The 20,870-nt window shown below is 36.6% G+C and carries 7 protein-coding genes and 2 pseudogenes; 6 read left to right on the top strand and 3 right to left on the bottom strand.

What is annotated here, in order from left to right:
- Positions 1–37 precede the first annotated feature (37 nt).
- From AAHI02_RS10230 to argS, 6 genes and pseudogenes are all read left to right on the top strand, one after another.
- Positions 38–3,049, top strand: a complete 3,012-nt coding sequence (locus AAHI02_RS10230; RefSeq protein ID WP_346986555.1) for a SusC/RagA family TonB-linked outer membrane protein — start codon at positions 38–40, stop codon at positions 3,047–3,049.
- Positions 3,050–3,056: 7 nt separating this feature from the next.
- Positions 3,057–4,730: a SusD/RagB family nutrient-binding outer membrane lipoprotein gene (locus tag AAHI02_RS10225; RefSeq protein ID WP_346986554.1), complete on the top strand. Its 1,674-nt coding sequence runs from the start codon at positions 3,057–3,059 to the stop codon at positions 4,728–4,730.
- Positions 4,731–5,143: 413 nt separating this feature from the next.
- Positions 5,144–8,130 (top strand): annotated as a pseudogene (locus AAHI02_RS10220) (SusC/RagA family TonB-linked outer membrane protein).
- 3 nt (positions 8,131–8,133) lie between these two features.
- Positions 8,134–9,687: a SusD/RagB family nutrient-binding outer membrane lipoprotein gene (locus AAHI02_RS10215; RefSeq protein WP_346986553.1), complete on the top strand. Its 1,554-nt coding sequence runs from the start codon at positions 8,134–8,136 to the stop codon at positions 9,685–9,687.
- 78 nt (positions 9,688–9,765) lie between these two features.
- Positions 9,766–10,188, top strand: a complete 423-nt coding sequence (locus AAHI02_RS10210) for a lipocalin family protein (RefSeq protein ID WP_346986552.1) — start codon at positions 9,766–9,768, stop codon at positions 10,186–10,188.
- A 77-nt stretch (positions 10,189–10,265) separates the two neighbouring features.
- A complete protein-coding gene (argS, locus tag AAHI02_RS10205; protein WP_346986551.1) occupies positions 10,266–12,026 on the top strand; it encodes an arginine--tRNA ligase in 1,761 nt (586 codons plus the stop codon).
- A gap of 268 nt (positions 12,027–12,294) precedes the next feature.
- Here argS and AAHI02_RS10200 read toward each other — a convergent pair whose 3' ends face one another.
- The 3 genes and pseudogenes from AAHI02_RS10200 to AAHI02_RS10190 form a co-directional block, all read right to left on the bottom strand.
- Positions 12,295–13,227 (bottom strand): YihY/virulence factor BrkB family protein, encoded by a 933-nt coding sequence (locus AAHI02_RS10200; protein ID WP_346986550.1) that lies wholly within the window; start codon positions 13,225–13,227, stop codon positions 12,295–12,297.
- 10 nt (positions 13,228–13,237) lie between these two features.
- Positions 13,238–15,562: a BamA/TamA family outer membrane protein gene (locus tag AAHI02_RS10195; RefSeq protein WP_346986549.1), complete on the bottom strand. Its 2,325-nt coding sequence runs from the start codon at positions 15,560–15,562 to the stop codon at positions 13,238–13,240.
- Positions 15,563–20,601, bottom strand: a pseudogene (locus AAHI02_RS10190) (translocation/assembly module TamB domain-containing protein). It lies immediately after the preceding gene.
- Positions 20,602–20,870 lie beyond the last annotated feature (269 nt).

Raw genomic sequence — 20,870 nt, 5'->3', positions numbered from 1 at the left:
TTACATATTTGCAGAAATAAAAATAATCAATTTAAATATGAAGAAATTAACTACAAGTGTTCTAGCTATAGTTCTGACCTCTTCTTTTGTGGTTGTGAATGCGCAAAATACACAAAGTGATACTTTAAGAACTCAAGACATCCGTGAAGTGGTTGTAACTGGGGCTCTTGGTATTAAAAAGAGACAGGATGCTGTCGTTTCTAGTAACAAGGTTTTGAATAATCAAGAAATTAGCAATGGAGGTAATCCAAATATTGCGCAAGCACTAACAGGTAAGGTGTCCGGTTTGCAAATTAATACCCTTGATAATTCAGTTAACTCTACGGCTCGTATTGTTTTGAGAGGTAACAGATCTATTTCTGGAACGAATACCGCATTAATTATTATTGATGGAGCAATCTCTACAACTTCAATTTTCCAGCAGCTACCTCCTGAGATTGTTGAAAATGTTAACGTAATTAAAGGACAACAAGGTGCTGCTTTATATGGTGAAAAAGGCAGTAATGGGGTCATCGTTGTTACAACGAAGAGGGGTTCGAAATCTAGTAAGATCCAATTTAATCTAACTTCTTCTGTTGATGTTTCTACGATATACAAATTACCTTATAGACAATCTTTATATGGGCAGGGTATTCAGGATACCACTTTTGATGGAACTGATTATAATGGCACCAATTGGGTTCCTTATGAAAATACGTCTTGGGGACCCTTGTGGTCGACTCCAGGATTAGGAGGGCAATCATTACCTGTAGGTTTGCCTCAAGCAGATGGAAGTTTCATTATGGCAAACTATGGTTATCAGAAGGATAATATCAAAAAATTCTTCAATAATGGTATTTTGACGCAGAATGGTTTGTCTATGAACGTAGGAGGAGATGATTCATATGCGTATTTATCACTTAATCGTGTTGAAAATCAGTTCATGGTTGATGGTGATAATCTTAAGAGAAATACTTTGTTCTTCAAAGCTGGAAAACAGGTAGGCAAATTTAGAATCGATGGAACATTTAACTTGATTGATCAAAATACCAGTCAAACATCAGGTAACTTGTATGGAATGCTATTACAAACTCCTGCAAACGTAAATGTAAGAGATTATGCGAATTCAGGAATCAGTGGACATTGGACGCCATATGCTGTAAACCCTTATTGGTTGAGAGATCATTACAGAACGAATAATAATACTACAACTTTCAATGGTATTGTTAACTTAGCCTATGAGTTCAATAAAAACATTAGTTTAACATACACTGGAAACTTATTAACTACTTCTGGAGTAACAGAAGCGTATAATGATCAATATACCCCAGCAGATGCTATTCCTTGGGCTAATACAGGAAATCCACTTTTCGATGGAGAAGATATTTTTAGCTTTACTCAAAATTCATTTACAGCAATTACTTCTGGGTATAATAAGACTTTAACTAAGAGCTGGAAATATTATGGAGATTTGATGTTAAACTTTAATTATGATCTTACTGAAAATCTTAATTTAAAGGCTAACGTTGGTAGTAACTTACAAGATACTAAAGAAGATTATACTCAAGTTGGAGGTACTAATTTAAGAATTCCAGGTTGGTATAACATTAATAACGTAACGAATAGTACACCTTGGTATAGTCTTGATAATGGTAAAGCGAGAGTAAGAAGTGCTGCTTGGTTTGCTAACTTAGATTTAGCATATAGAGATTATTTATTCGTGAATGGAACATTCCGTTATGAGCAATCTTCTGTATTAAGTGTTAGACCTACCTATACTGATGATTATAAGAATCAAGGGTATTCTTATTACTCTTTGGGAGCTTCTTTTGTACCAACAAAGGCTTTTGAAGCTCTTAAGAACGATGTTTTTAATTATATGAAATTAAGTGCTTCGTATACGAGAACAGGTAACTCAAGTACCATTGGTACTTATGCTTTGGATGAAATTGGTGTTATTCCTACAGGTTATCCTTTTGGATCGTTAGTTTCGTACAGACCAAACAGAAATCCTGTTTCTCCAGATATTAAACCTGAGTTTACTAATACTTTTGAAGCTAACTTAGCTTTAGGTTTCTTCAAAGATCGTATTACCTTAGAAGGATCTTATTATAATACTAAAACAGAAGATCTAATTACTAATGCTACTCTGCCTACTCCAACTGGATTTAATGCAGTTTTAGATAACGTAGGTACTATGAGAAACAGAGGTTTCGAAGTAGATTTAGGACTTACTCCTTTCAAAAGTGCGAACTTTGAATGGAATCTGAATGGATCTTATTCTCAGTATAGATCTGAAGTTCTTAGTTTAGAAGGTGGAGGTGATAGAGTAATCTTAGCGAATGCTGGCTCTGGAATTCCTGCTAGTATTGCAGCTGTTGTAGGACAGCAGATGCCAATGATTATTGGTACCAAATATCAGAGAGATCCTAATGGAAATATAGTTGTTGGTGCTAATGGTCTACCTGTTGTAAGTAGCAATTATGAAGTTTTAGGTAAAGTTAATCCAGATTATATACTTACTTTTGGAACAACCGTAAGATACAAAGGATTTACTTTAAGAGCTGTTGGAGACTATAGAACAGGGAATAGTTTTATTTCTGCATCTAAAAGTTTGCTTGGATTTACTGGATTACTAGAAAAAACTGCAGAATTTGATCGTTCTCAAGGATATGTTATTCCTAATTCAGTACAACTTGTAAATGGACAATATGTTGCTAATACGACTGCAGTAGGTGGTGTTGCAGATTACCAGCATGTGATGTCTTATTTTACAGGTTCATATCAAGACGATATTGCTGAAGAATTTGTAGTTGATGGTACTGCTCTTAAAATCAGAGAGATTTCATTAAGTTACAGATTCCCTAAGAGTTGGCTCAGTAATACATTTGTTAATACTTTAACGGTAGGAGCGTATGCTAGAAATCCATTTGTTTGGTACGCTAAGTCAAATAGAAATTTTGGAGATCCAGAAGCTACTAATACCTCAGGTAATGGCGGTGGATTCCAAGCTATAAGTCAATATCCTACTTCGAGAACATTTGGTTTCAATCTTAATGTAACTTTCTAAAAAAAAAATGAAAAAGATAAAATTTTTAATTCCATTAGTGATATTTGGATTAACGGCAACATCATGTAATAATTATTTGGATATAAATGAAAATCCTAACTCTGTTCACGCTGAAAATATTTTGCCTAGTTTAGCTTTACCAGGAGCAATTTCAGAAATTTACAGAACTCAAGGTACTGATATGATGAGATTTGGTAACTTGATGATGAATAACTGGGCTTGTAATGTTTATTCATATGGAGAAACATTTAGTACAGAAAATACCTTAAACTTTAACAGTTCTGCGTATAGTGGAATTTGGGATAATATATATTTAAATTTGAATACATTCACTTTTATTGAAAATTATCCAAATGTAGATCATAAGCAAGATAATTATGTTGCAATTGCTAAAATTATGAAAGCATTCTATATGCAATATATTGTTGATTTATATGGTGATGCGCCTTACTCTGAAGCATTTAAAGGACAAGGGAATTTACATCCGAAATATGATAACGATGAAGATATTTATAGAGCATCCTTAAATAATCTTAATGCTGCTATTGCAATAATTGATGCGGAAGAACCATTAGCAGAAGATTCTCGTGCTAGTGATATTGTTTTTGGATCAGCAGCAAGTAATTCTGCAGCAATGACAAAATGGAGACAGTTTGCCAATACAATCAAATTAAGATATCTTATTAGAATGACAAATGTAACTGGAGCTATGGCTACTTTTAGAGATCAGGAATTAGCTAAAATTGCAGCTGATGCAAGCGCGCCGGGACACAGTTGGACAACTACATTTATTAACGAAATTGTAAAAGAGAATCCAGGTTATTCTCAGGCCAATAATGATTCAATGCATCCATTTGTACAAAATTATTTTGCTACAGCAGCAGGTACAAGACCATCAAACTACGGTATTGTAACAGTCTCTGAACACTTGGCTAATACTTTAGAGGGGAATTTAATTCTTAATTCTACTGATTCTTATTATGCTAAGTTTAATAACATCAGAGATCCAAGAAGAACAAGACAATTCAATAATGTTTCCTATACATTAAACGGTCAGTCATTTACAAGATTAAAAGGTGTTAGACAAGGAGCTACTGCCGGTCAGTCTGGTGCTCCTCAAGATCCCGATAGCCCATCTAGCAGAAACGTTTCTCAGTTAGCTAATGGTAACTTTATTGGAAATGCAACTTCTGGAAGCTTGATAGCTTTAGCAAATGGACGGGGAGGTGTTATAATGACTGCTTCAGAAAGTGATTTCTTACAGGCTGAAGCAGCTTTGAGATGGCCTGCTTTATTTAATTATAGCGCTCAAACTAAATTTAATCAGGGAATAACAGATTCGTTTACATATTATGGAGCTAGTGCAGGTACTTATATGTTAGATATATCTACTAGAACTGGATTAGGATGGACTGGAACTGATTCTCAGAAAATTGAAGCAATTATGACTCAAAAGTGGTTATCTACTGTAAATGCGACTCCTACTGAAGCTTTTATAGAGTATAATAGAACAGGATATCCCTTTATTCCTTTGGCTGTTACTGCTAATCAACCGAGAAAGCCTTATAGACTAATGTACCCAACATCTGAGTTTAGTGCTAATCCTTCAAATGTTCCAAATATTTCAACAGCACAATTATTTACGAAAAATAGTGCTACACCTTTCTGGAATCAAAACTAATATTAAAAATTAGTTATAATATAAACCGCCATTTTTATGGCGGTTTTTTTATTTCCAAATGTTAAAATTTAATTTTTTTTAAAATTAAATATATGCAATACATTGTTTTTTGAATTTCTTATAACATTAAAAATGTGATTTTATAATATGTAAATAATTGTATATCACTTTGTAATGAGATTATTATTCTTAGAACAGTGAATAGATATAAACAATTAAATAAATTTGTTTTTGTCGTAATAATAAGAATATAAATTTTATTCGTTTTTGTTAAAAAGTTAAACATTAACTTATTTTAATAAATAAATTTACTTATTTGATTCATTATTTTGAATAAATGTTAATTTTTGCCAATTTTATTTTGCTGTTTTAAGAAAGTTTTTTAAACTTTGTTTAGCAAAATTTAATTTGATATGAAGAAAATAACAATGGGTGTCCTTGCATTGGTGATATCCTCATCTCTAGCTTTAGCTCAAGCACAGCAACAGAAGAGTGATACGGTAAGAACGCAGGACATCGAAGGTGTAGTAGTTACTGCACTGGGAATCAAGAGAGAAAAAAATCTTTAGGGTATGCTTCAGAAGAAGTAAAAGCAGAAGCTTTAACAGGAGGTACTACCAACACAGGGAACGTAGCGTCATTACTATCAGGAAAAGTTTCCGGGCTACAGGTTAATACAAATAACAATTTCGGCGGTTCTGCCAATTTACTTATCAGAGGCTACAAGTCACTATCAGGAGGAAGTCCTTTAATTGTTATTGATGGATCTCCTGTAAATAACGGTACTGTGAGTGGGGCAATTTTCGATTATGGTAATTTTTTATCTGATATTAACCAGGATGACATCGAAAGTATAAATGTTCTTAAAGGAGCAGCAGCATCTGCATTGTACGGAGAACGTGGAAGTGATGGTGTAATTTTAATTGTTACTAAAAACGGAAGAGGAAAACAAGACGGAAGTTGGGGAGTAACGCTCAATTCTGGTATTACGGCCGGATTTATCGATAAGTCTACCTTCCCGAAATATCAGACAAGATATGGTGCTGGTTATGGTCGTGTATATGGTAATGGTAATGAATATTTTAATCACGATCCAGATACCGGAGAACTTCAGACTCCTTTTACAGAAGATGCATCATATGGGGCAGAATTTAATCCAAACTTAATGGTGAGACAATGGGATTCTTACAATCCGGATTCACCTACATACGGAATGGCAACTCCTTGGCAAGCTGCTAAGAACGGCCCGATTAAATTTTTTGAAACACCCATTACATATGTTAATACCATTTCATTAGAAAAGGGAAGTAAATCTTCTAATATTTCCCTATCCTATACAAATATGCTTTCTAATGGTCTGTTGCCTAATTCAGACCTTAGAAAAAATAGTATATCAGCTAAATTTAATTATGATTTTACAGATAAGTTACACGCTAGTGTTTTCACAACTTTAACTATTCAGGATACAAAGGGTAGAAATGAAACCGGATATTCAGATAATATAGTTACAGGTTTTAGACAATGGTGGCAAACCAACGTTGATATTTATGATCTAAAAAATGCATACGAGAGAAGTAATTCTAATCTTACTTGGAACAGAACTTCAGGATCGGATGGAACACCGGCTTATTGGAATAATCCGTATTTTCAGAGATATCAGAATTATCAGTCAGACACCAGAACAAGAAGTTTTAGCTATGCCCAGTTGAAGTATGATATTACAAAAAACTTCGGGATTACGGGAAAATTATCTTATGATCAAATGCAGATGCTGATTGAAGAAAGATTAATGAATGGCTCATTACCACAGGCTTTTGGGGCGTCAGGAAATAATGTTACTTCAGGATATTCCCGTCAAGATGTACGTACTACAGAAACAAATTTTGATTTATTTTTAAATTATAAATTTGATATTACCAGTGATTTAAATGTTAGCGGTATTGTCGGAGGAAACGTAAGACGAAACCTTAGTGATAATGTTTATGCAAGTACTGAAGGAGGTTTAGCAACTCCAGGTTTATTTGCAATTTCAAATTCAGCAAGTCCGATTATTCCGCCAGACGAAAATTATGCAAAATGGTTAACGTCAGGAGTTTATGCGACTGCATCATTTGGGTATAAAAATTTATTATATGTTGATGGAACAATAAGAGCAGATAAAAGCTCTAACCTCCCCAAAAGTAATAACTCATATGTGTACCCTTCCGTTACAGGATCTGTTATTCTTTCAGAATTATGGAAACCAAGTTGGTTGAGTTTCTGGAAAATACGTGGTAATTATGCAGAAGTAGGATCTTCAACAGTAAATTACCAGTTACAAAATACTTATAGGGTAAGAGGTGGATTCGGTAACACAGGACTTGTAGATCAATCTTATTTCTTGGCAAATCCAAATTTGAAGCCGCAAAGATCTAAAGAAGTTGAATTCGGGATGGAAGGACAGTTCTTTAAAAATAGACTGGGATTTGATGTAGCGGTTTACAAAACTCGTACTTATGATCAGATTATCAATCTTCCCGTATCATCAGCAACAGGATATAGAACCTTTCTTGTAAATGCTGGCCAAATCAATAATAAAGGTATAGAAGTTCAGTTAAATGGAACACCATTTAAAAATGATAATTTCAAATGGGATATTGATGTAAACTGGTCTAAAAATGAAAATGAAGTTGTATCATTATATGGAAACTCTCAAAATTATTTATTAGCATCTTATCAGGGAGGTGTTTCACTTAATGCAAGAGTAGGCGAAGCTTTTGGAGCGCTTGTAGGATCTGATTACGTTTATCTGAATGGCGAAAAGGTTGTTAATCCTGCTAATGGTCGGTATTTAACAAACCCTAATCAGGTAATCGGAAATATCACACCAGATTGGATAGGTGGAATAAGGAATAGTTTCAATTATAAAGGCTTATCTGTGAGTTTCCTAATCGACGTAAAACATGGAGGAGACGTATTTTCAACGGATATGTATTATGGGCTTGCAACAGGACTATACGAAGAAACTGCGGTTGGGGACTACAGAACAGCTGGGGTGGTGAACCCTGGTGTGAATCCGAACGGGCAGGTAAATACAACGCCTACTTCAGCACCAGATACATTTGGAAATGTTGATGGGTATAGAAGAATGCCAAATTCAAGATTTGTTTATGATGCATCATATGTAAAACTAAGAGAAGCAAGTGTTGGATACAGTCTTCCTAAATCTTTATTAGCGAATACATCATTTCAGGAAGTGAAAATTTCTTTAGTAGGAAGAAACCTGTGGATTATTCACAAAAATTTACCTTATGCAGATCCGGAAGCAGGAACTGGAAATGGTCTTGCATCAAAAGGAAATTCAATTGGCGTATTGCCTACAACCCGTGATTTAGGTATCAATGTAACATTAAAATTCTAGAAAATGAAAAAAATATTTTTAATACTTAGCATACTTTCTCTAACCGTCATTACAAATTCTTGTGAGAGCGATATTACTTCACTGAATGAAGATCCGAAACACCCCACGGTAGTTCCTTCGGGACTACTTGTAGCAAGTGCGGAACAGGAGTTGATCTCACAGTTACTTACTCCCAATGTAAATAACAATATATCGAGATTCTTCACACAGCAGTGGGCACAGACAACATATATTGATGAGTCCAACTATGACATGGTTACAAGACCAATTCCTAGAAACCATTACAACAGAATGATGGCTTCAAGTTCGGCTATCACTCATTCTCCTGGCGTATTATCTGCTTTGAGAGATGCAAAACAGTTTCTCCAGAATGAAGGATTGGACGCTGTTAAAAAAGGAAATAATGAAGCAATTATCGAATTGTTAAATGTTTACACGTGGGCAAATCTAGTCGATACTTATGGTGATATTCCTTATTTTGGAGCATTAAAAGCTGTTGCAGGAGCTGATAATGCCTCTGAAATTCCATATGATGATGCAAAAACAATTTATTTGGATTTAGTTAAAAGAATAGATGCTGCCAATGCTATGATTAATATAAATCAGAGTGGTTATACAGATGATATATTTTATAAAGGAAATATGGCTAAGTGGAAGAAAATGGCTAATTCTCTGAAATTCAGATTAGCAGTCACTTTATCAGATGTAGAGCCGACTTTAGCAAAAACTTATGCGGAAGCAGCATATAATGCAGGTTTATTTGATAGCAAAGAGGATAATTTTGGATTAGCTTCTTTTCCTTCAGGCTTATTTGCAAATCCAGTATATCAGGAAGCTATACAGTCTGGAAGAAACGATTTTATTCCTTCAGATGTATTGGTTAATTATATGAATTCTACTTCAGATCCGAGAAGAGACAGATGGTTCATTAAAGAAGGACGGACTTTCAATAGTGTTACGGGGCAATATGTACCTGGAACCGGAACTTATAAAGGTGGCGTATATGGGTCAAATAATTCATTTACAGGATATTCTCATATGACTTCTCCAAAAATTGATGTCAATGGGGTGCCTGAAGTAGGAGATGATGGAAACTACATGATCATTGCAGAAAATGCTCAAGGCTTTTTACTGGATTACACAGAAATTTCATTTTTAAGAGCAGAAGCTGCGGCACGTGGATTTAATGTTGGTGGCACTCCTGCAAATTTATATGCTGCTGCAATCACTGCTTCTATGACAGAGTATGGAATCAGTTCAACAAGTGCGGCCGCTTTTATTGCGGCTAATCCCTTCAATGCAGCCAACTGGAAGCAGTCTATCGGGTTCCAGGCATGGGTAGCAATGTTCAATAAAGGATTTCAAGCATGGAATTTTGCCAGAAGACTGGATTATCCTGTATTCGTAAATCCTGATGATTCTACCGTGGATGGAGTTCCTGTAAGAATGAAATACTCTGATCAGGAGTATTTATTAAATAAAGATAACGTAACAGCAGCAGCACAGAAAATCGGAGGAGACAATGTTACTACGAAAATCTTCTGGGATGTTTTTTAATTAATTTAATAATTTTTCCCTTACATTGTAATATATATGAGATTATTTATTAGCCTATTTATTAGCCTATTTATTTTAATGATATCGTTTACTTCATGCTCTAATGATGATAGTAGGGAGAATACCATAATTGAAAAACCTGATATCAATGGAGTCTGGAAACCTGAAAGATATGAATATAAAGGGAAGACATATCCATTAACAGATTGTGAAAAAAAGGGTCAGATTATTGTTAATACCAACTTTACCGGGGTTTATGAAAAATATGGTGAGAATACTTCAGGAAGCTGCAATTTATTCGATTCATTTTCCGGAAACTGGAAGTACGATTCCATGAGCAAAGTTTTAACTCTTACTTACAATGAAAGCGGAGTTGCTAAAACTTTACAAAAACAAATTGAAGATTTTTCGGGTACCGAATTGAAGATTAACGACACCTCAAAAGATTTGGATAACGTGCCTGGAAATGATGAGGCAATTCTTGTATTTATAAAACAATAAATTTAATTTCCTTCATATTTATTCCGCCTTCGGGCGGTTTTTTTATTTCCGTATATTTGCGTTTCAATTTAGAATCCATGAATATTAAAAATATAATAGAAGAAAAACTTCTGGAGGTGATCCTTAATGTCTATCAGCTGAAAGACATCACGCTGGAAGTTCAGGAAAATAAAACGGAGTTCGAAGGAGATTTTACCATCGTTACTTTTCCTTTGGTGAAGCAGCTGAAGAAAAATCCTGAATCCATCGGGGTTGAACTGGGACAGGCGTTAACGGAACAAACTGAATTGTTGGAAAGTTTTAACGTCGTAAAAGGTTTTCTTAATGTTAAGGTTAAAAATCAATTCTTTATTGATAATTTTAGAGGATTGGCAGAAAACTTTGACACTGTAGAAAAGAAGAATGCTACAGTGATGGTGGAATATTCGTCGCCGAATACCAACAAACCTCTTCACCTTGGCCACGTCAGAAACAATTTATTAGGCTTTTCTGTTGCTCAGATCCTTGAAGAAGCTGGATACGATGTGATCAAAACACAGATCATCAACGATAGAGGGATCCACATCTGCAAATCAATGCTGGCCTGGGAAAAGTTCGGGAACGGGGAAACGCCTGAGACTAGCGGAACAAAAGGTGATAAGTTTGTGGGCAATTATTACGTGAAATTTGATCAGGAATATAAAAAGGAAATTGCCGAACTTGTCGCGCAGGGTGTTGCGGAAGAACAGGCGAAAAAAGATGCTCCTTTGATAAAAGAAGCACAAAAGATGTTACTCAACTGGGAAAATGGAGATGAAAAAGTAAGAAATCTTTGGAACGAAATGAACTCATGGGTGTACAAAGGTTTTGGAGAAACCTACAAAAGACTTGGGGTAAACTTTGATCAGATTCAGTATGAAAGCAATACCTATATTTTAGGGAAAGATTTGATTCAGGAAGGCTTGGAAAAAGGGGTCTTGTATCAGAAAGAAGATGGTTCCGTATGGTGCGATCTTACGGATGAAGGGCTGGATCAGAAATTATTGTTGCGTTCAGACGGTACGTCGGTGTACATGACGCAGGATCTGGGTACGGCGGTAGAGCGTTTTAAACAAAATAATATTCAGAAGCTGATTTATACCGTAGGAAACGAGCAGGATTATCATTTTCAGGTGTTGTTCAAGATTTTAGGAAAGCTAGGATATTCGTGGGCAGATCAGTTATACCATTTGTCTTACGGAATGGTAGAACTTCCGAACGGTAAAATGAAATCCCGAGAGGGAACGGTAGTAGATGCAGATGACCTGATGCAGGAAATGCATAACATTGCAAGAGCAGCAGCAGAGGAGCTGGGAAAGCTGGAGAATTTAACGGAGGAAGAAAAAGCCGAAAACTACGAAAGCGTAGGAATGGGAGCATTGAAATATTTCATGCTGAAAGTGGATCCAAAGAAAAAAATGCTTTTCAATCCTGAAGAGAGTATCGATTTCAACGGAAATACAGGACCGTTCATTCAATATACCTACGCCCGTATCCAGTCTTTATTGGCTAAAGCTAATTTTGAATATAAAGAAGCGGATGGTGTCATCTTAAATGAATATGAGAAAGCATTGGTGATGCAGTTGGCCAATTATAAAGTTGTTGTTCAGAGAGCAGCGGAGGTATTAAGTCCTGCCCTGGTTGCCAATTATATTTATGACCTGGTAAAAACATACAACTCTTTCTACCAGAGCAATCCGATCATGATTCAGGAAGATGAAAATGTAAAACAGATCAGATTAAATCTTTCTGATCTTACAGCCAAGACGATCAAGAAATCCCTGAATCTTCTTGGTATCAAAACGGTAAACAGAATGTAAGTTCTCCTTGGGATGATTTTATGTGTTTGAATTTATCATTAAAACACTCTATAAAAAGCTGCGCAGGTTTCACCCGAAACCTGCGCAGCTTTTATCTAACTTGTGCGCAGGAGTTGCCCAACTCCTGCGCACAAGTTGCCTGACTCTTCAGCAAGAGTTGAGTAACTCTTCAGCATCTATTTTGCAACTCTTGCTTATCTTTTTTTAATAAATGTCAAAATCTTCCTGTTTTACGAAGTGAAAAGTTATCGTTATTGTAAAGATTTATTTAACCTGCAGATTGGTCTTTCGCTCTCTGGCTGTCCTCATACAATTTCGCATCGCTCCATTTCGCATGTTTGGAAGGAACGATTTTAAAACCTCTTTTATAAGTATATATTTTGGTAAATTCTGCTCCGAAGAAAATGAGCATACACGAATAATTAATCCACATCATAATCAGAATCACAGTTCCTGCAGCACCAAAAGCCGAAGTTGGTTTTGCTGTTCCGAAATACAGGCTCAGCAGGAATTTTCCTAATGTAAATAAAATTGTTGTAAGAAATGCCCCTCTCCATACGGGCTTCCAGCCGATTTCAACATCGGGAAGAACTTTAAACATTAAAGCAAACAGAATCATAATCACGGCAAATCCTATGATATAATTGATTATTTCTACCAACATATAGGTTTCCAGTCCGAAATAATTCGTGATCCAGTTATTCAATAAGCTGATTATAGACGAAAGCACCATGGTAATCATCAAGAGAAAGCCGATGATCAGGATCATTCCCAAGGAGTTGGCTCTGTCGAGAAGAAATTTAACGAAAGCCTTTTTAGGCGCAGGCTGTACATCCCAAAGACTATTCAAGGAACGCTGAAGTTGAAAGAATAATGTTGTAGAACCAAAAACAAGAGAACCGATACCGATCACTTTCATAAATATATTTTCTTTATCGATCAATGCTCCTGCAATCATATCCTGAACGCTTTTGGCGGCGTCCTGTCCCATAATGCCGCTGATCTGGCTGCTGATCTGCCCTCGTATTGCTTCCTCACCGAAGAAATAGCCTGCGATCCAGATAATGATAATCAGCAATCCGGGAATTGAGAAAATAGCATAATACGCAAGACTTGCAGAATCATTGGAAGCGGTGGAATCGTTCCACTTTGTATAAGTTTCCTTTAAAACTTCCCAGAAAAATTTTACTCTTTTTACCATGTATAATAATTTAGAAAGGATACCCGATTGCAATATTCAGAATAAGATTATCTCTCCTCCAGCTTGAATCTCCGAAATTGATTTTATCGAAAGTCCATCGGTCACCTCTTTCATAATAAGGTACTCTCAATGGCATGGCGAGATCCAGCCTCAGAATTAAAATAGAGAAATCAAGTCTCAGACCAACACCGGCTCCTACGGCAATTTCACTCAAAAATTCTTTTGAAAATTTTGCACCGGGCCTGTCAGGATCTTCATTTACAAGCCAGACGTTTCCTGCATCGGCAAATACGGCTACATTTAAAAATTTATATAAATTGGCTCTGTATTCTGCATTCAGCTCGAGTTTTACATCTCCAGACTGATCAAAATAATATCCGGATTCTATCGTTCTCGGGTCAAAGCTTCCCGGCCCTAACGTTCTTGCCCTGAAAGCTCTTACACTGTTACTCCCTCCGGAAAAGAACTGCCTTGAAAAAGGAATATGTTCTGAATTTCCGTAAGGATAAGCAAGTCCGGCAATAGCTCTCGTGGCCAGCGATGTTTTTTCGCTGAATTTATGGTAAAAACGGAAATCGTTTTCAATTTTTGCGTACTGGCTGAAAGGAACCCCAAAGATGGTTTTCTCTTTGTCTTTTTTCACATTAGCACCTGTTACCAAACCTGTGATATTTCCCGCAAGATCCAGGGTTCCTTTATAATAAATCGTGCTGGGTTTTGATAACATTGTGTTGGTGTAGGTATAGGAATAGGTCGGGCCAAAAATCAGCTGTCGTTCTACAACTCTTCTCATCGCATCGCTTTTTTGCGAAATGGAATCGTACAAAGGGGTGATATTGGCCGGTGAGACGTAAGTGATATCAAGGATCTTCAAGTCGTGTTCTTTTCTTGCGTTTTCTTTCCACACATATCCGAATGAGCCACTGAAGTTATTCAGGGTGTAATACTCCGTCCGGTTCTGGAATTCATAGCCTAATGTGATATTCGTTCTCGGAACAAAAGCACTTGATGAGTTAAACCTGAATGGTGCGATAATTCTCGGTATGGAAAGCTGGACATTGGTTCCGGCTCTGAATATATTTTTAGCATTTTCCGGGCCTCCGATCTGTACATCAAAAGCACCATACACGGATGCTTTGAATTGCTCAGCACCCCGGAAAAAGTTTCTGTGCGTCCAGTTGAGGTTAAGTTCGCTTCCTGCATAGTTGGCAGAATTCGTTCTTCCTAATGCTTCCAGGCGCAGCGACTGAAGTTCTCTTGGTGTTAATAAATAATAAGCATCAAATTTATGCTGCAATGAATCTGAAACAACAAATTCATTCTTTACAAATTTAAATACACCAAGACTGATGAGCCTGTTTAAGGTAAGATTGTGATTGGTTCTGTTATACAGATCTCCTTTTTTAAAGTACAAAGCTCTGTCAAAGATCCTGGGTTTAAATTTATGTTGGGGATCAATAACATAAATGTCTTTATAGGCATACTTGCCTAGAGAATCGGCATTCATCGGAACACTGTATTTTCCGTTTTTCACATCCTGAATATTGTAATTAGGGAAAACGATCACCTTATCAATACTGAACTGCTGGGTAGAAAGCTCCGGAGTATTATCCTTCAGTTTTACATTCATCTCAACTTTATGGTTCTTGCTCACCGTACTGTCTGCCTGCACGATAATATTGTCCGGATGAAAATAATAAAAGCCCCGTTCTTTTAATCCGTTATCAATCCGTTCTCTTTCAGACTTTATCACGTCAAGATCAAAAGGCTGTCCTTTTTTCAGGAAGGTTTTCCCGGTAAGACTCTGGATTTCCCGATTAACCAAAGTAGAATCCTGCTGGAACTTTACATCGCTGATGAGGTATCTTGCCCCCGGTCTTAGGGTATAGATGACTTTCGCCTTCTTGTTTTTGGCTACCGTATCATATGTAGCTTTTGCATTAAAATAACCTTTGTTCTCAGAATAGTTTTCGATAATATCTTTATTGAATTCACGGTCTACATCGCCAAGAAGCACAGGCTTTTCACCCATTTTATATTTCAGCCAGTAATTGAATCCCTTTTCTTTTTTAGGCTCTTTGGCAATATTATAGAAAAACAGCTTTGGCCTTAAACCTAAAAAACTTGAATTGGGTTTCGGAGTAAGATTAGCTTCCAGTCCGGCTTTCAGATCTTTCTTATCGCTTTTTGAAATGGTGTCATTTTCAATATTGATTTCTGCTCCGGTGTATAGCATCTGTCCTTCTTTCAGGTACCTGGTGTTGCAGGAAACCGCAGCGAAAACGATCCCTAATGTGAATGCGTGTTTAAAGGATATTTTATAATTTCTTTTCATTTACTTAAATTCTACGGCTTGGTTCTGTTTGTTTTTTCTTTCTTCTCTTTGCTTTTTATTTCTTGATCTCTGGAAGATATCCCGGAATTTATCATAATCCAGCGTAATGATAAATCCTAGTCCGGTTTCTACGATCTGTCCCTGAAGCGCGACCTGATATTCATTTTTACGATAGGCTCTCAGCATGTATCTTCCGTCTTTTGAAAGGCTGTAGTCTACCGTCACGTCTCCGGCAATGTTGGTCATATTTTCATTCTGGCGCGCTTCACCTTCCAGGCCGAAATTACTACCCACAGAAACCTTCAGCCTGTCGTTAAGAAGCTTTTTGCTAATGTCTACATTCAGGTCAGTTCTGGTGTTCTTGGCTCCTGTAGAATAGTCCTCAGAAGATTCAAGATCAAAATTCAGATCAACGCCTTTGATGAGGTCGGAAGCAAGATTGTTTAATTGTTGTGAAAGAATTTTACTCACACTCTGTCTCGCCATCATTTCTCCTGAAAGCCCGGCTCCGGATTCAAAAGGATTTTCACCAATGAATCTGTTGAGTAATAATAAAGCAAAAACCTGTTTGTTCATCTCAGACTCCTGCGTTCTCAGCTGTGATAGCTTCTGATCTACAATATCGGTAACATTAGAAGAAACGGCATTGTTTTTCTCATCTGTGGTAATATCAAAAGTGATGACAGGTTTCAGCAGTTCACCTTTCATTTTTAATAAAGTATTGAAAGGAATTCTCTGTTTAAATTGGTTAAGCGTTCCGGTACTTTCTCCACTGATCTGCTGTTCGACGAGATCGATCGGTGCGGCTTCCGTTTTGTAGACTGCCGTAATGTCGAGCATAGCAGTCGTCGGCTCGCCGGTCCAGGTAATGGTGCTTCCTTTCTGAATATCAAATTTTCTTTTCAAAACACTTACGGACATCTCATAGCTTCCGGATTCCACTTCGTAAACACCGACTAAAGTGGTTTTTCCGGAAGGATCGATTCCGCCGGTAAGCTCAGCTTCACCCTGAAGTTTTACAAAATCTCCGTTGGCTTTATCAATTAATAAAGATAATTTTGCTTCCTTGTTCAGTTCAATGTTGACATTCACATCCATTCCTTTAATCCTGGTTTGAGAATTTAAAGAATCTGCCTTAATGGTTTTATTCAAAGCCACCTGATCCTGATCGATAAATTCAACGATACCTTCTCTTTCCTGCAAGGTAGGAGAAGACTGAGGAAGAACAAATGTGAAATCGGTATCATCGGCAACGGAAAGACGTCCGTCTACTTTCGGCAGATCCAGGTTTCCTCTGATGTGCAATGCGGCATCGATAGAAAGAATTCCGTACATGATCGCATCATTTGACTTTTCGGAATTAACGACTTTAAAGTCTTTAGCATTCAGATCAAGATTAAAGGCGAAATCTCTGTACGTCTGTGTAAGAACCTGCCCGTCAATATTTAAAGAATTACCGTCTTTATCATTGATCTTAAAGTTGTTGAATTCAATTCCGCGGCTGGTAAAGTCAATTTCATCATTGAGTTTTCGGAAGTCACTTCCTGTTTTAGCAATTTCCAGTCCGACATTATTGAATTTTACTTTACCCAAAATATTCGGTTGTGAGGTGGTTCCGGTTATCTTCAGATTTCCTGACAGGTAGCCTTCGGTATTCGTTACGGCATTCATCGAAAAACCTTGTACAGACTTCATCTGAAGCTGAGTGATCGCCATGTTCAGATCAAATGTGCTTGATGAAGTATTGTAATCTCCGAGAATCTTTACATCATTATTATTTCCGGAAAGTGCAATGTCGGCATTTAAAATCTTCGGTGAAGTATTATTTACTTTTACGGCAAGGTTACCGATAGGATTTTCATAAACGATAAGATCTGTGATATTTAAATCTGAAGTGAAGGTCATATTTTTAGTCAGATCACGTAACTGAGCAGTTCCATTGATGGTTCCTCTTGCCAGTAAAGTGTCTTTTTTAATCAGTTCGGTAATGGTTTCGATCTTAAAATCTTTAAGAGAAACATTCAACGGAGCATTAGGCGACTGGGTTTCCGATTGTAAAAGGATTTCACTTCCTGAATTGGACAATCTGAAATTGTCTGCCACAATACCTTTGCTGCTGATCTGTATTTTGTTGCCTTCCGCAACGGTCCAGTTGGTGTAATTAAGTTTCAAACCATCCGGATTCAACGAAATTTCAGTGATGTCATTCAGCGATTTTGCATTTCCGGCAATCAGGAATTGGGTCTCATCTTTAGCATCTTTTGTTGTAATATTGTAATTAATGATGTTGTTGGCAACGTCCCCTCCGATATTCACTTTATTCAAAGCAAAGCTTGAACTCTTCAATGCAGCAACGTTCAGGTTATACTGTAACGCCTGATTTTCATTGGTAACTTTTAAGGTTGCATTTTCGATAGAATTCTCCCCATACAGAAGCTGAGGGATTTGTCCGTCGATTTCTATTTTCTGGGAATCAGCATTATAATTTCCGGTCAGATTAATGGTTTCAAAACTTTTCAGTTCCGGAACAAATTTTCTGATCAGATCATCATTTTTAATTTTTGCATTAAAGGTAAAAAACTGTCCGGCCTCTATTTTTTCATTTTTCGCCGGCTTCTGGAACTGATAATACTGATTAATCGTCTGGCTTAAAGCTCCGAATATTTGCGTAAGCCTGTATTTCCCCCCTTAATTCCACATCGACGATTTGCGAATTGAAAATAATATTGGTGGAATCAGCGGTTGACGATGCTTTCAGGTTAATTTCCTGAATAGGATAAATTTCCTTGGTATCCGAGAAGGCGAAATCTTTTAAATTTAAATAACCGTTCAGATGATCGGGATCAAGATTGGTAAAGTCGCCATCAATTTTTCCTGCTAGGATCATCGGATCTTTATAGAATCCAAGCTTATTGAGATCAAGCTTCAGTATATTTCCGTTAATCTTTACCGTAGGATTTTTTTCATTATAAACTCCTGATGCAGTCAGTTGCATATTGGCATTAGGATCTTTGGAATTTAAAATAATATTATATGCGCCACGTCTTATTTTTCCTGTAAGATTCATGTTCTGATAACGGTAGCCTTTGTAAACGGCTGAAGCAACATGTCCTCTCAGATCAGCATTGGCATTCTTGAAATCAAAGCTTTCCCCTTTGGCATAAATCTGGGCTGAGATAGCTCCGATATCTTTATTTTTTATGATTCTGCCAATCTGTAATCCCTGCAGATTGGCTTTTACATCATATAATTCGCGGTTTTTTCTACGCATATCGACCTTTGCAACCACAGCCGCATTTCCTGAAGTAGAGTAGAGGTTAAGATTGGCATCAATGACTTTTGTTGTTCCTTTTGCTGTTCCCTTAATACTGATGTTGGAGGGAAGAGAAATATTATTTGGAATTGTGTTTTTTTGGAACGAGATTATAAATCGTTCTGGCAGAAGACGACAATTCTGCAATTCTCAGATCATAGTACAGATTGTTGGGATTGGTTACATTTTTTATTCTTCCTGATGCTGCCACCCTCAGTTGGTCAAGACCTGACACTTTAAGATTGTTGACGAGAAGATCATTGACATTGCCTTTTACATTGGCATTGACATTTAAAACAGCATTCGGATATTTATTGAATGGTGCGGTATTGCGAAGATCGGGAGCAAGTGTTAAAATATCCGCAAAACCTACTTTTGAGTCTTTAATATTCGCTGAAATTTTTACGGCTCCTAAATTTGAACTCAACTGTTCGATGGAATTGTAATTCAATACTACTTCATCACGTAGAACCGTTCTTGGAGTTTCCAGATAAAGATCTTTGAGATAAGCTTCTTTTTCATTGTACACAAAATCGGTATTGAATTCGCGAATGTCAAGTCCTCTTGCCTCCTGGATTTCTGCGGAATTTACCGAACCGGCAAAAGTATTGTTCTGCATTTTGAAGTCTCTCACTTCAACATTCAGTTTTGAAAAGTTTAGGTGGTTGAAATCCATTCCCTGTCTTGTGGGAGCGATTGCGGTATTGTTGTAAGCCACTTTTACGTCATTGAGAACAAGTTTTCCCAGCAAAAGATTCAAAGCTTTCTGTTGATCGGTGGCTTTAGAAACTTCAGTTTTATTATCTGCTTTCGGATCAGCATTTTTTGTTGGAAGATAAAGATTAGCATTAATATTGGCACCGGAAAGGAAAACATTGTCAACGTTGTACGCATTGTTTTCCAGATCAAGTTTGTTGACCTTTGTGCTGAGTTCTTTAAACAAAACTTTCGCAAATGTTTTTGTATTATCGTCACCGTAATCGATATCGAAATTAGTCAGCTTTACTCCTCGCAGTCCTATCTGCATCGGCTTTTTATTGTTAAGAGAGTCTACTTTCTTTTCAACTTTTTTGGAGACTTCTTCTACTATGTCCTGTTTCAATTTAAGTTTCAGTCCGTCAAGATTGATATCATTAACAGCATAAGAGTTATTTTGCAGGTCAAAAGTTTTTACCCTCGTATCAAAAGATTTAAAGTAAAGTTTAATGTCATTTCTGGATTGCTGGTCGTTGAAGGTAACGCCAATATCTTTAAGATTGATTTTATCTAAAGAAATAATGAAAGGTTTTGAAGGGCTTTCCTCTTTGTCGGTCGTGGCAAAAGCATCAATAATATAATCGAAGTTGAATGTGCCGTCGGGTTTTCTTACCACATTGGCGCGGGCTCCTTCAAGGTCTACAGAAGTGATGTCTGCCGTAGAATTGATAAGCTTAAGCATATTTAAGCCTACATCAAGCTTTTTTACGGCAAGAAGGGTATCAATATTTTGTCCTTTTAAATAAAGATTTTCCATAACAAGGCTGTTAGGGAATCCTATGTAAACCCTTTCCAGGCTTACTTTTGTTTTGATTTTCTTTTCGAGATAAACAACCAGTTTGTCTTTAACAAAGTTCTGAACCGCCGGAAGTCTTAAGCTAAGAATAAGTAGCGTAATAAATACCAAAATAGATACAATGGTAATGATAAAACGCCTTAAGAGTTTTCTTTTGTTGATTTTCAGTTTCAAGAGTGATTGGGTTTAAAACAAATATAGCAATACTAATTGTACTGCTTATCTGTTGTGGTACCCTTTACGAATACAAAAATCCTGCCTTGACTGCCAATCTAATGGAATTTAGTTTAGTTGATTGTCAAGTGAATAGTTGATGCTGACAGTCAAAGCCTGGATTTGTGTTATTAAAAGCCCTCTTTTCTTCATTTTCTTTAATTGAAAAGGTTTTAGCAAAAATGAATATTCCAATGTTAGTTTAGTTCGTTAAAGAGGGCTTGGCATGG

This window comes from Chryseobacterium sp. POE27 (genome assembly GCF_039727685.1).
GTDB lineage: Bacteria > Bacteroidota > Bacteroidia > Flavobacteriales > Weeksellaceae > Chryseobacterium.
The sequence above is the reverse complement of the archived record's forward strand: the minus strand, read 5'-3'. Positions and strand labels throughout refer to the sequence as shown.

Excerpts from the sequence above, each read along its gene's own strand:
- AAHI02_RS10230 (WP_346986555.1), top strand. The coding sequence starts at position 38 with ATGAAGAAATTAACTACAAGTGTTCTAGCTATAGTTCTGACCTCTTCT.
- AAHI02_RS10225 (WP_346986554.1), top strand. The coding sequence starts at position 3,057 with ATGAAAAAGATAAAATTTTTAATTCCATTAGTGATATTTGGATTAACG.
- AAHI02_RS10215 (WP_346986553.1), top strand. The coding sequence starts at position 8,134 with ATGAAAAAAATATTTTTAATACTTAGCATACTTTCTCTAACCGTCATT.
- AAHI02_RS10210 (WP_346986552.1), top strand. The coding sequence starts at position 9,766 with ATGATATCGTTTACTTCATGCTCTAATGATGATAGTAGGGAGAATACC.
- argS (WP_346986551.1), top strand. The coding sequence starts at position 10,266 with ATGAATATTAAAAATATAATAGAAGAAAAACTTCTGGAGGTGATCCTT.
- AAHI02_RS10200 (WP_346986550.1), bottom strand. The coding sequence starts at position 13,227 with ATGGTAAAAAGAGTAAAATTTTTCTGGGAAGTTTTAAAGGAAACTTAT.
- AAHI02_RS10195 (WP_346986549.1), bottom strand. The coding sequence starts at position 15,562 with ATGAAAAGAAATTATAAAATATCCTTTAAACACGCATTCACATTAGGG.